Here is a 12506-nt window from a genome sequence, read left to right on the forward strand (position 1 = left end):
ACGGCGGAAAAACAACATCGAGATTCCGGGGCTAGCGCTACGGGCATCTCGGATGGCAGGAGAGAGAGGTCATGAGCAACGATCTCGAACAGCTCACCGCGCTCAACCGCGACTATGTCGCTTCGGTCCAGAACTGCGACGTCAAGCGCTTCGACGAGATCCTGGCGCCGGAGTTCTACTGCTCCAATCCCGACAAGACGCTGGTCGATCGCACAGCCTTCCTGGAACAGACGGCGCGGCCGATCGCGATCCGCAATTTGCACGCGCATGACGTCATCATCCGCATCATGGGCGATTTCGCCATCATCCACGCCGAGACGAGCTACACCATGGCGGACGGCCAGTATGCTACCGGACGATATACCGATTGTTGGGCGAAGCAGAACGGCAAGTGGCTGGCGGTGTCGGCGCACGTGTCACGCTGAGTTGGGCACACAGCCGGCATCCTCAGCGCTGTCATGCCCCGCGAAGGCGGAGCATCCGCTACTCCGCGGCGGTCGTTCACGCAAGTTCCGCCGCGGGTGTTGGATCGCGCGGTCAAGGCCGGGCGATGACACAGTCGTTGTGTCAGCTATCGAACACGATCACGCTGCGCAGCGTCTTGCCGGCTTTCATGTTGGCAAAGCCCTCGTTGATCTCGCTTAGCTTCAGCTTGGCCGAGATCCAGTCCTCCAGGTGCAGCCGGCCGCGCAGGTAGAAGTCGACCAGGCGTGGCATGTCGACGCGGAAATGGTTGGAGCCCATCGAGGAGCCCTGGATCTTGCGCTCGCGCAGGAAGTCGAAGCCGTGCAGCTCGATCTTCTGTCCGAACGGGATCATGCCGACGATGGTAGCGGTGCCGCCGGAGGCAAGCATGCCGAACGCCTGCTCGGCGGTTTCCTTGCGGCCGAGCACCTCGAAGGAATGATGCACGCCGCCATTGGTGAGATCGCGCACCTGCTTCACGACGTCACCATCGGCGGGATTGATGATGTCGGTCGCGCCCAGCTTGGTCGCGAGCTGCAGCTTGGCCGGATTGGTGTCGATGGCGATGATGCGGCCGGCGCCGGCGATCTGCGCGCCGTTGATCGCGGCCATGCCGACGCCGCCGCAGCCGATCACCGCCACGGTCTCGCCGGCCGTCACCTTTGCCGTGTTCACCACCGCGCCGTAGCCGGTGATCACGCCGCAGCCGATCAGCGCGGCGAGATCGAGCGGCATTTCCTTCCGGATTTTGACGATCGCGTTCTCGTGCACCAGCATCTGCTCAGCGAACGACGAGAGGTTGAGAAACTGGTGCAGCTTCTCAGGCTTCGCCCACTGCATCCGGTCGGAGACGCCCGGCAGCATCTTCACCGTCGTGTCGGTGCAGAGCACGGTGCGCCCCGTCGTGCAATTGTCGCAAGTGCCGCAGAAGACCGAGAGGCAGGTGACGACGTGATCGCCCGGCTTGACGTAAGTGACGTCGGAGCCGACCTGTTCGACCACGCCGGCGGACTCGTGCCCAAGCACCGCAGGTAGCGGATGCGGATAGAGGCCTTCCATGAAGTGCAGATCGGAATGACAGAGCCCGGCGACTGCGGTGCGGATCAGGACCTCGCGCGGGCCAGGCTTCGGCAGGCTGATGTCCTCGATGACGAGCGGCTGATTGACTTCATAGAGGACGGCGGCCTTCATCGGTGTTTCCTCATGCTGTTTCGTTGAGTGCATTCCTCACCTCTCCCTATGGGAGAGGTGAAAGGAGCCTACGCCGCCAGAAACAGTTCGCCAACCTCACTCATGGTGGCGTCGCGATCGCCGAGCAGCAGCGCGGCGATCTTCTGCTGCACTGGATTTTCCGTCAGCCGGAACGGATCGCTCGGCAGGACGCGATGGTCGATCACGAGCCGCGACAGCAGCAGCCGGCGCGCGTCGCCGCGCATGTCGTGGATGCGATGCGATTCCCAGGCGAGCGCGACGGCGCTCGCGACATGATAGAGCAGGCTGGTGGCGCGCCGCGCATCGGCCTCGTATTCGACCTTGGCCGCGACCTCTCGTGCGAAGCCGACGGCGCGATCGGTGAGGCGGCGCAGATTATCGCGCCAGGCCTGTGGCACGGAGGCGCTGTCGTCGAGCCGGGCATGCAGATCGGCCGCGAGCGCGGACTCCGCGCCATGACGGCCGACCGCGCGCCGCAGCGCATCGATCGCGACAATGTTGCCGGTGCCTTCCCAGACCGAGCCGAGATGCGCATCGCGCAGCAGGCGCGCGGTGGCGAATTCCTCGATATAGCCGATGCCGCCGCGCATCTCGAGCGCATCGCCGCAGACCTTTCGCGCGTCGCGCGTGGCGCGGAACTTCAGCGTCGGCGTGAGAATGCGCAAGAGCGCCGCCGCATCCTGGCTGCCGGCTTCGGCGCGGTCGAGCGCGTCGGCGGTGAGGAAGCTCATCGACAGCGCTTGCTCGACCGGCAGCATGATTTTCAGCATCTGCCGGCGACCGAGCGGCAGGTCGATGATGCGATTGCCGAACACGACGCGGTTCTTCGCGACGGCAAGCGCGTCGTGATAGGCCCGGCGCATCAGCGCGGTGGATTTGACACCATTTGAGAGCCGCGACGAGTTCACCATCTCGGCCATCTGCACGAACCCACGGTCGAGCTTGCCCACTGCGTAGGCGATCGCGCCTTCGAGCTTGATCTCGCCCGAAGCCATCGAGCGGGTGCCGAGCTTGTCCTTGAGACGCACGATCCGGTAGCTGTTTTGCGAGCCGTCGTCGAGGAAGCGCGGCATCAAGAACAGGCCTACGCCGCGCGTGCCCGGGCCGGCGCCTTCAGGACGCGCCAGCAGCATCACGATCTTGGCGTCGGCGTTCGAGCAGAACCATTTTTCGCCGTAGAGGCGCCAATGGTCGCCTTCCTGCACCGCGCGGGTCGTCAGCGTGCCGACGTCGGAGCCGCCTTCTTTCTCGGTCATGAACTGGCCGCCCTGGGTCAGCTTGCTCATGTCGGTCTGGGTCAGGCCATCCAGATATTTCGCCTTCAGCGCTTCACTGCCGAAATTCGCCAACAGTTTTGCGCAGCCGTCGGTGACGTTGATCGGGCAGCCCATGCCGAATTCGGTCTGGTTGAACAGGAAGGTGAAGGCGTGCTTGGCCACCACGGGATATTTGTCCGGCCAGCCCATGATGCCCTTGCGGATCGAGAGCGCGTGGATGCCGAATTCGCCGAACGCGGCCTTCTCCAGCTCGCGATAGGCCGGATGATACTCGATCCATTGTATGTCGCGGCCGAACTTGTCGCGCTGATGCAGGATGGGCGTGTGCCGGTCGGCAAGCCGCGCGCATTCGTCGAGCTGGCCGCCGGCGAGTTCGCCGAGGCGATCGAGATGCGGCTCGATATGGCGGAACAGCGTGTCCGGCAGATGGATGCGCAAGAGGTCCGTCAGTCCGGGATCGGCGCGGTAGAAATTCATGCCAGTGGTATCGGGTGCCAGCAGGCCGGACGGCTCGACCGCGATACGTGTTGGCGGCGCTGGGATGGGCTTGTGCATGATCGTCCTCTCGTTTCCGCCCGCCGGCAATTTTTTGCGCTTGCCGCTTGGGATGATGTCGATCATGCTCCAGAGGCGAATGCGGATAAAGCCGCAAATCGTCAGGGAGGCATGATCGCCGTGAGGGAGCAATTCACTCTGCGGAATTGTGACCGCCCCCGGCTGGTCGTCCGCGCAGACCATGCTTAGATCAACGGCTCCTTGTCTGCGAGAGATCACGCCATGGAACACCCAAAATACAGGATCGCGCTCATTGTCGGCGCCGGCGAAGGATTGAGCGCCTCGCTGGCAAGGCTCCTTGCGGCCCAGAACATCCGCGTCGCCCTTGCCGCGCGCAAGATCGAGAAGCTGGGCGCGCTCTGCACCGAGACCGGGGCCAAAGCCTATGCCTGCAACGCCACGGAGCCAGAGGAGGTTGAGCGATTGTTCGGCCTGGTCGAGCGCGAGATCGGCACGCCCGATCTCGTCGTCTACAACGCCAGCGGGCGCACGCGCGGACCGCTCGTCGATCTGGTCCCTGCCGATGTCGCGCACGCTATCGCGGTCAGCGCTTATGGCGGCTTCCTGGTGGCGCAACAGGCGGCCAAGCGTATGCTGCCGAACAGGCACGGCGCGATCCTGTTCACCGGCGCCTCCGCCAGCGTCAAGGGCTATGCGCAGTCGGCATCGTTTGCGATGGGCAAGTTCGCGCTGCGCGGTCTCGCACAGAGCATGGCGCGCGAATTGTCGCCGCAGGGCATCCATGTCGCGCATTTCGTCATCGACGGCGCTATCCGCAGCGCGACGCGGACCGAGCCGGCCGACAAGCCGGACTCGATGCTCGACCCTGACGCCATCGCGCAGAGCTATTGGAACGTGTTGCAGCAGCCGCGCAGCGCCTGGAGCTGGGAGCTGGAGCTGCGGCCATGGGTTGAGACGTTTTGAGGCGCTGTTTTGAGGCAATAACGTCACAACAATCGTCATTGCGAGCGAAGCGAAGCAATCGAGATATCTTCGCGGAGACAAACTGGATTGCTTCGTCGCCAGCGCAGACTTGCTTCGCAATTTGTCGCGGGCTGCTCGCCATGACGAAGAGAGGGAGCGACATGACCACGGAAACCACCATCGATACCGGTACCAACGAGCTGCTCTGCGTCATCCGCGAGCGCGTCGCTGTCATCACGCTGAACCGGCCGGAGGCGCGCAACTCGCTGTCCGATACGTTAACGCCGGCGCTGCGCACGATGATCCGGAGCTGCGGCGAGAACCCTGATGTCGGCGCACTGCTGCTCACCGGCGCAGGCGAAGCGTTCTGCGCCGGCGGCAACGTCAAGGGCATGGGTGCGCATCGCGATTCAAAGAAGCTGGAGATGTCGCTTGAGGATCGCATCGCCGATCTCCAGGAGCGGCAGCGCCTGCTCACCGGCGCGCTGGTGTCGGTGCGCAAGCCCACCATCGCCGCCCTACCCGGCCCCGCAGTCGGCGCCGGGCTTGCCATCGCCATGGCCTGCGACATCCGCATCGCCGCGCAATCTGCGTTCGTTGTCACCGGCTACGCCCGCATCGCGCTCAGCGGTGATTACGGCATCGCCTGGCTGCTGACCCGGCTAGTCGGCACCGCGCGGGCACGCGAATTGATGTTCACCGGCGATCGCGTCGATGCCGCGCGTTGCGAGGCGATCGGCCTCGTCAATCGCGTCGTGCCCGACGACTTGCTGCAAGCCGAGGCTTTCGCGCTGGCCAAATCGCTCGCCGAAGGCCCTCGCCTCGCGCTGCGCTACATGAAGGACAATCTCGACGAGGCCCTGCTCTTCGACTTCGAGACCGCGCGCGACCACGAGGCCGAGCGGCTGGTGCGCCTCACCGCGACCGCCGATCACAAGGAGGCCGTGCAGGCCTTCATCGAGAAGCGCAAGGCGGTGTTCACGGGGAAGTAGGCCGAAGGAGACTGCGTGAAGGCAAAAAAATGCCCGGCTCTGGCTTCGCCAGGCCGGGCTCGGAGTGTATCAAGCCGAGGCTGAGGGGCTGTCGGCCTGACGGGAAAGAGCGGCGAGGCGCCAGCTCGCACAGGGAATGTCTTTCGGTGCGACCGCGATCTTCTTGTCGAAGCGCACCAGCTTCCAGTCGTCGGGATGATTGACGAAAGCGAAGCCGGATTTGCGGGCGAGCGAGATCATGGTTTCGTTGGAGCGCAGCGTTTCGCCAAAGATGTGCTCGGCGCCCAGCGCAGCGGCGCGGCATTCCAGGTTCTTCAGAAGCGCAGTGGCGATCCCGTGACCGTGCCAGCGGTCGTCGACCGACAGGCCGAACTCGACCGCTGCGGTCTCGGCATGGAGCGCATAGCGCATTTCGGCGACGATAGTCTCGAAGCCGTCGACCATCATGGTCGCGACCACGGTGAAGCGCTCGCGCTCTCCGACATCGAGGAAATCGTGCAGGAGCCCCTTCGGTAATTCGCTGATCGCGCCGAAGAAACGGTTGTAGCGGGACCGCGTCGAGAGCGACCGGAAATAGTGCTGGAGCTCCTCAGTGTCGCGCGGCTCGACGAAGCGAAGCTTGAACGTCTCACCTTCCCGGGTGCGCAGCGTATCGGAATATTGCCTCAGGTCTTCCAGACGAAGCGTACTCATGACACATGCCGCAAAGGGAAAGGGACCGCCGGCGCCCCTGTGATCAGGCGGCGCCGGCCTGGCGGCCGATCAGGCCCGCCAGAAGGGTTTGTCGGCTTCATAAGCCACATCGCTCCAAGTCAGGCCGACGTCCTGCAGATCACGCGCAGTCCAGTTGGTGAGTTCGCGCCGGGTCCGGTAGCGTTCGTGCCAGATATGGAGGGTGTCGCCGATCTGGTGAATCAGGCTCGGCGCATGATGATTTGTCATCGAATTTTGGGTCAAGGTAGACATCTTCAGCTCCTGGAGCTAACCTGACCGCTAATATCTGCTTGCTGCTGCGCCGCGACAAACGACAATTTGTACCTTTTCGCATGAAATAACGTCATGCACCCTGCTGCCAAATGACTGCCAGATTGCCATCCCTGAACGGATTGCGAGCGTTCGAGGCCGCCGCGCGCCATCTCAGTTTCACGCTGGCGGCGACCGAACTGAACGTGACCCAGACCGCGATCAGCCATCAGATCCGAAGGCTGGAGGAGGAACTCGGCATCCGCCTGTTCGTCCGGCAGAACCGCGCGCTGACGCTGACGCCGGAAGCGCGTGACTATTTGCCGGGCGTCCGCGCTGCCTTCAACGATCTCCGGCTCGCCACCGACCGGTTGCTGCGCAAGGACGACGACAAGGTGCTGACCGTGTCGACGCTGGCTTCGCTTGCCGCCAAATGGCTGCTGCCACGGCTGACCGATTTCCAGGAGCAGCACCCCGGTATCGACGTCCGTATCACCACCTCGACCAGTCTTGTCGACTTCCAGCGCGACGACGTCGATGCCGCGATCCGCTACGGCCGCGGCCAGTGGCCGGGCTTGCGCGCCGATTGGCTGATGGCGGACGAGCTGTTTCCGGTGTGCAGTCCCTCCCTGCTGCGCGGCGACAAGCCGCTACGCCGCCCCGAAGACCTGCGAAACCATTCGCTGCTGCACACCTCGAACGCCAACAGCGACGACTGGCGGCTGTGGCTGACGGCGGCGGGCCTGCCAGCCGATATCGCCAGGCAGCCTGGTATCACTTTCGACATGATCTTCATGACCATCCAGGCCGCGATCGACGGCATCGGCGTCGCGATGGGCCGGACCTCCTACGTTCAGGACGACATCGCCAAGGGCCGCCTCGTGGTGCCCTTCAAGATCGCGCTGCCGGCCGATGCCGGCTTCTACCTGGTCTCGCCGGAGGGCCGCCGCGAAGCGCCGAAATTGACCGCGTTCCGGGACTGGATGATCGCCGCAACGCAAAACAAGGCCTGAAAAATCATCAGCTTCCCCGGCAAAACCGATTGACTCGCCTCCCACCCTGCGGGAAGGGGTATGACAGATTGTCGCAGCATCAATCTGTCGCCTTGCCGTGAAGACGAGTTCCGGCCGGCCACGCTTTTCCAAGGGGAGACCGCAATGGCTGGATCAGCCGCATCGACCAATCCACCCGCAATCAAGTCGCGGATCGGCGCAATCCTGCGTGCCACCTCCGGCAATTTCCTCGAGCAGTTCGACTTTTTCCTGTTCGGTTTCTACGCCGCCGCGATCGGCAAGGCGTTCTTTCCCTCCGGCGATGAAACGGCGTCGCTGCTCAACACCTTCGGCGTGTTCTGGCTCGGCGCCTTGATGCGCCCCGTCGGCGCGATCGTGCTCGGCGCATACATCGACCGCATCGGCCGCCGCCAGGGCCTGATCGTCACGCTCGGCATCATGGCCTTCGGCACCGTCGTCATCGCGTTCTGCCCGAGCTACGCGACGATCGGTATCGCGGCGCCCGTCATCGTGCTGATCGGCCGCCTGCTGCAAGGCTTCTCCGCCGGAGTCGAGCTCGGCGGCGTGTCGGTGTATCTTGCGGAAATCGCAACGCCCGGCAATCGCGGCTTCTACACCTCGTTCCAATCGTCGAGCCAGCAGGTCGCGATCTTCGTGGCTTCGATCCTCGGCTTTATCCTCTCCGAAATGATGCCGGCCGACACCGTCGCCGCTTGGGGCTGGCGCATTCCCTTCTTTGTCGGCTGCCTGATCATTCCGCTGATCTTCGTCCTGCGGCGGACGCTGGAGGAGACGCCAGCCTTCCTCGCCATGAAGAAGCACCCGACGGCCAGCGAGGTGTTCGCCTCCGCGCTCGCCAACTGGCGCATCGTCATGCTCGGCATGATGATCGCGATCCTGACCACCACGACGTTCTATTTCGTCACGGTCTACACGCCGACCTTCGGCAAGACCGTGCTAAAGCTGTCGACACAGGACGCGTTGCTGGTCACGCTGCTCGTGGCAGTCACCAACTTCATCTGGAATCCGGTCGGCGGTGCGCTGTCCGATCGCATCGGCCGCAAGCCGGTGCTGCTCGCCATCGCCGGCCTCTCGCTCGTCACCGCCTATCCTGCGCTGCACTGGCTGGTGGCGGCGCCGACTTTCGGCAAGCTGCTCGCGGTTGAGATGATGTTTTCGTTCTATTTCGGCGTCTACAGCGGCACCATGCTCGGTGCTCTCGTCGAGATCGTGCCGGCGCATGTGCGCACCACCTGCTTCTCGCTTGCGTTCGCGCTCGCCGCCGCGCTGTTCGGCACCTTCACGCCGCTCGCTTCGACCTGGTTGATCGAGCGGACCGGCGACAAGGCTTCGCCCGGCTTCTGGCTGATCTTCGCAGCCCTCCTCGGCATCATCGCGGCGTCGACGGTGTATCGCGGCGGCGGCAAGGCAGTACCGACATACGATGCGGTGCCGGAGCCAGTGGCGGGACACTGACGGTCACTCCGGAGGCACGCTCCTTCACCTCTCCCGTAAAAACGGGGCGAAGGAGCACGTCTCCGCTGCGGTTGCAGTTCGAGCTACAATTCCACCACCACGTAGTCGCTCTCGACCTTCACCGGGATAGTCTCCGCGACATACGGCCCCTTCACCACGGTCGCGCCCGGCTCGACATGGGCCGGATAGGCCTTCACGCGGAAGCGGCGAGGATCGCAATAGGACTGGCCGGTGCGGATGTCGAACTCCCAGCCGTGCCAGGGGCAGCGGATGATCTCGCCGAGTTTCGTATATTGGATCTCGCCGGGATCCTTCGATTGCGCGAGGCCGATCAGCGGGCCCTCGCACAGCGCCGCGCCTTGATGGGGGCAGCGGTTCATCAGGCCGAAATACTCGCCCTTGACGTTGAACACCGCGATCGGCCGTCCGTCGATCTCCAGTAATTTTCGCGTGCCCGGCGGAAGCTCGTCGACCGCGGCAATCACATGACGCGCCATATCTGTGTTTTCCGCATGATCTTATCGAAAAACCGCTTCACACTTTTTCGGATCATGCGGCTAGTCCGTAGAGCTTCTTGGCATTGCCTAGATAGAATGCCTCGCGATTGGCTTCGCTGACGCCGGCCGGCAGCACGCGCGAGGGCTCATCATAGTCCCAATGCGGATAGTCGGTCGCAAACAGGAGGCGATCCCAGCCGATCCAGTTGATGACGTCGAACAGCTCCTCGCGGCACTCCGGGTCCTCCATCGGCTGCGTTGTCCACCACACCTGCTCGCGGATATATTCCGACGGCGGCCGCTTCACATGTGGCACCTCACTGCGCAGCCGCTGCCAAGCCTTGTCGAGCCGCCACGCCAGCGACGGCGCCCAGCCGAAGCCGGCTTCGATCATCACCATCTTCAGTTTCGGGAACCGCTCGAACACACCTTCCAAAACCAGACTCGCGAGCGCCGATTGCTGGCACTGCGAATGTCCCACCATCTCCTCGATGTAGTAAGAAGGCCAGCCCGACGGCGTGATCGGATTGCCGCCGAAGCCGAAGGCGTGCACGCCGACGGGAAGGCCGGCTTCTTCTGCGGCTTGATAGATCGGCCAGTAGCGGCGCTGCCCGAGCGGCTCGACGTTGCGGCTGAGCAGCAGCACCTGAACGAAATTCTTGTCGCCGGCACGTTCGCGGATTTCGGCGGCGGCCGACAGCCCATCTTCATTGCCGACGACAATCGAGGCCTTTAGGCGCTTGTCCTTGCTGGTCCATTTGTCGATCTGCCAGTCGTTGATCGCCGAGCACAGTGCGGCCGAGAGTTCGTGATTGCGGATGCCTTGGCCGGTGTTGAGCGGATTGAGCACGCCGAGCTGCACGTTGTTGGGGTCGAGCAGTTGCTTCTGCATGAAAGACAACGAAGAGCCCTGCGGGCCGCCTTCCGGCGGATAGGCGTCGCGGCGCGAGGCGTTGGGCTGGGCCTTCGGATAGGGCGGGCCTTCCATCATGCCCTGATAGGCGTGGACGCCATAGATGTCGAGGTGATGCTGCCAGCGTTTGGCGAGGTAGGGATAAAGCTCGGTGTGGGTGGCGCGGGCCGGATGGATGTCGCAATCCGCGATCGCGGTCTTCGCAGTCAGTGGGGAAGCAGCTTCTGGACTTTCGCGAAACTGGATATTCATCGCCTTGCCTCCTTTGGCAGCGGGCTAAGTCAGGCGGGGATACGTCGCATACGGATTGTCGATCATGATCTTGCGCACGAGATCGGGGGACAGACCTTCGGGCAGCGCGTCCTGGCCGTCAAACTGCCAGTGCGGATAGTCCGTGGAGAATAGGACCAATTCGTCCGACTGCATATGATCAAACAGGCGAATTAATGTCTCCGGTTCCGGCGGCGCATCAAAGGGCTGTAACGAGAAGCGAATGTTGCTGCGCACAATCTCCAGCGGCGCGCGATCGACCCAGGGCGTCTCCATCCGCACCCCGCGCCAGAACTTGTGCAGGCGCCAGAGATAGGGGGCAATCCAGGAGACGCCGGACTCCAGCATCACCATTTTCAGCCGCGGATATTTGGCGAACACGCCCTCGACGATCAGGCTGGTGAGCTGGGTCTGGAACGCCTGGGCCTGACCGACATAATCCTCGATGTGATAAGACCCCCACCCCACAGCAGTGGGCGGATTGTGGTAGGCGGAACCGGCGTGGACGCCGACCGGGAGTTCCAGCCGCTCCGCAGCTTCATAGATCGGCCACAGCGCACGCTTGCCGAGCGGTATGTCGCCCATGACCAGCATGAGCACCTGCACGAAGCGGCGATCTTGCGCGCAGCGCTCGATCTCGGCGACCGCCTTCTCGACGCTTTGCGTGGGGATCACGATCGAGCCGCGCAGGCGCGGATCGCGATCGAGCCACTCCTTCACGAGCCAGTCGTTCAGTGCGCGGCAGAAGGCCGCCTGCATGTCCTCGGAGAACACCATCTGCACGCCGTACAGAGGATTGCAAATGGCGAGCTTGAGCTGGAAAGGATCGAGCACGTGGCGCTGCATATCCTGCAGGCTTTCGCCGGGCTTACCTTTCTCGGGGCGCCAATCGGGCCGCGCCACGATCGGCGAGTTCTGCGGATAGGATTGCGAGACGAGATCGACCATGCCGCGCGTCGTCACCTGATCGCGCCAATAATCGTTCAGGTACGGCAGCAGACTGGTCAGATGCGGCACGGCGGGATGCACGTCGCAATCGACAGCGCCGGCGATCAGGGACGCCATGACATCTCCTTCACGTTTCCCTGTGGAGTTCTTAATCTCGTCTTCTCGCGGGCAGCGCCTAGCCGCTCCGCTTTGTCTCCGCCATTCAAGCAGGCCTGCCCGCCGCCTGCAACTCGGCCAATGCTTCCGTCTATGCTAGCAAGGCTGAGCACAGTTGCGAGGATCAGAGGTGAAGGACATGAAAGAACTCGTCGGCATTGCGGAACAGGTCGCGGCCAAACTGATCGCGCGCAAACAGACGATTGCGGTGGCAGAATCCTCGGCCGGTGGCCTGATCTCGGCCAGCCTGCTCGCCGTGCCCGGCGCGTCCGCGTATTTCCTCGGTGGGGCCGTGGTCTACACGCGCGACGCGAGGCGCGTGCTGATGGATATTTCGGACGACGGCATGAAGGGCTTTCGATCCTCATCGGAGCCCTACGCGAAACTGCTTGCCGAGCGGATGCGAACGCGCTTCGGGTGCGACTGGGGCCTGTCCGAAACCGGCGCCGCCGGTCCCACCGGCAACCGCTACGGCGACGCCGCCGGCCATAGCTGCATGGCGGTGGCGGGCCCTACGGCAGAGGTGATGACGCTGGAGACGGGCAGCAACGACCGGTTCGGCAACATGCAGGTGTTCGCGGCAGCGGCGCTGAGGTTGTTGCTGAAGAAGCTGCAAGCCTGACGCAAGGTAGGGCGATCGCATATGACTTTTGGAGGCGCCTGAGCGCACGCCTCGTCCTTCGAGACGACCGCTTCCAGCGATCTCCTCAGAGCCTGACTCAAAAAGCGCGTGGACGCTATCAAGGTCTGGCTAGACGGCGAATTAGGAGCCTTAGATGGGCGGCGAGCAGCCAAGCGAGCTCGGTAGCGGCAGAGCGTTCGAAGTCTTTGGAGAGGCGCCGGCA

At 63.6% G+C, this 12506-nt stretch carries 13 protein-coding genes and 1 pseudogene; 6 read left to right on the top strand and 8 right to left on the bottom strand.

What is annotated here, in order from left to right; genetic code table 11:
* The first annotated feature begins 71 nt into the window (after positions 1-71).
* The gene (locus tag IVA92_RS35465; RefSeq protein WP_247278956.1) at positions 72-425 is read left to right on the top strand and encodes a nuclear transport factor 2 family protein; all 354 of its coding nucleotides are present in this window, start codon (positions 72-74) and stop codon (positions 423-425) included.
* A 142-nt stretch (positions 426-567) separates the two neighbouring features.
* Here the strand turns inward: IVA92_RS35465 and IVA92_RS35470 are convergent, their stop codons facing one another.
* Together IVA92_RS35470 and IVA92_RS35475 are read right to left on the bottom strand one after the other, a co-directional pair.
* On the bottom strand, positions 568-1656 hold the full coding sequence (locus tag IVA92_RS35470; protein ID WP_247278957.1) for a Zn-dependent alcohol dehydrogenase: 1089 nt from the start codon (positions 1654-1656) through the stop codon (positions 568-570).
* 68 nt (positions 1657-1724) lie between these two features.
* Positions 1725-3509: an acyl-CoA dehydrogenase family protein gene (locus IVA92_RS35475; protein ID WP_247278958.1), complete on the bottom strand. Its 1785-nt coding sequence runs from the start codon at positions 3507-3509 to the stop codon at positions 1725-1727.
* 222 nt (positions 3510-3731) lie between these two features.
* Between IVA92_RS35475 and IVA92_RS35480 the strand changes: the two genes are divergently transcribed.
* Both IVA92_RS35480 and IVA92_RS35485 read left to right on the top strand, forming a co-directional pair.
* A complete protein-coding gene (locus IVA92_RS35480) occupies positions 3732-4433 on the top strand; it encodes an SDR family NAD(P)-dependent oxidoreductase (RefSeq protein ID WP_247278959.1) in 702 nt (233 codons plus the stop codon).
* A gap of 161 nt (positions 4434-4594) precedes the next feature.
* Positions 4595-5425, top strand: a complete 831-nt coding sequence (locus IVA92_RS35485; protein ID WP_247278960.1) for an enoyl-CoA hydratase — start codon at positions 4595-4597, stop codon at positions 5423-5425.
* A gap of 69 nt (positions 5426-5494) precedes the next feature.
* On the opposite strand, the gene IVA92_RS35490 is transcribed toward IVA92_RS35485, so the two are convergent.
* Positions 5495-6118 (bottom strand): GNAT family N-acetyltransferase, encoded by a 624-nt coding sequence (locus tag IVA92_RS35490; RefSeq protein ID WP_247278961.1) that lies wholly within the window; start codon positions 6116-6118, stop codon positions 5495-5497.
* Positions 6119-6187: 69 nt separating this feature from the next.
* Positions 6188-6391: a DUF1127 domain-containing protein gene (locus tag IVA92_RS35495; RefSeq protein ID WP_247278962.1), complete on the bottom strand. Its 204-nt coding sequence runs from the start codon at positions 6389-6391 to the stop codon at positions 6188-6190.
* A 110-nt stretch (positions 6392-6501) separates the two neighbouring features.
* Between IVA92_RS35495 and IVA92_RS35500 the strand changes: the two genes are divergently transcribed.
* On the top strand, positions 6502-7401 hold the full coding sequence (locus tag IVA92_RS35500) for a transcriptional regulator GcvA (protein WP_247278963.1): 900 nt from the start codon (positions 6502-6504) through the stop codon (positions 7399-7401).
* A 144-nt stretch (positions 7402-7545) separates the two neighbouring features.
* Positions 7546-8877, top strand: a complete 1332-nt coding sequence (locus tag IVA92_RS35505) for an MFS transporter (protein ID WP_247278964.1) — start codon at positions 7546-7548, stop codon at positions 8875-8877.
* 83 nt (positions 8878-8960) lie between these two features.
* Here the strand turns inward: IVA92_RS35505 and IVA92_RS35510 are convergent, their stop codons facing one another.
* The 3 genes from IVA92_RS35510 to IVA92_RS35520 are packed head-to-tail and all read right to left on the bottom strand — an operon-like array spanning position 8961 to position 11622.
* Positions 8961-9374: a Rieske (2Fe-2S) protein gene (locus IVA92_RS35510; protein WP_247278965.1), complete on the bottom strand. Its 414-nt coding sequence runs from the start codon at positions 9372-9374 to the stop codon at positions 8961-8963.
* Between the two features lie 52 nt (positions 9375-9426).
* On the bottom strand, positions 9427-10539 hold the full coding sequence (locus IVA92_RS35515; RefSeq protein WP_247278966.1) for an amidohydrolase family protein: 1113 nt from the start codon (positions 10537-10539) through the stop codon (positions 9427-9429).
* Positions 10540-10563: 24 nt separating this feature from the next.
* The gene (locus IVA92_RS35520; RefSeq protein WP_247278967.1) at positions 10564-11622 is read right to left on the bottom strand and encodes an amidohydrolase family protein; all 1059 of its coding nucleotides are present in this window, start codon (positions 11620-11622) and stop codon (positions 10564-10566) included.
* Between the two features lie 178 nt (positions 11623-11800).
* On the opposite strand from IVA92_RS35520, the gene IVA92_RS35525 reads away from it, so the two are divergent.
* On the top strand, positions 11801-12283 hold the full coding sequence (locus tag IVA92_RS35525) for a CinA family protein (RefSeq protein WP_247278968.1): 483 nt from the start codon (positions 11801-11803) through the stop codon (positions 12281-12283).
* Between the two features lie 118 nt (positions 12284-12401).
* On the opposite strand, the pseudogene IVA92_RS35530 reads toward IVA92_RS35525, so the two are convergent.
* Positions 12402-12506, bottom strand: a pseudogene (locus IVA92_RS35530) (IS5/IS1182 family transposase); the annotation flags it as partial.

Source organism: Bradyrhizobium sp. 154 (assembly GCF_023073875.1).
Lineage (GTDB): Bacteria > Pseudomonadota > Alphaproteobacteria > Rhizobiales > Xanthobacteraceae > Bradyrhizobium.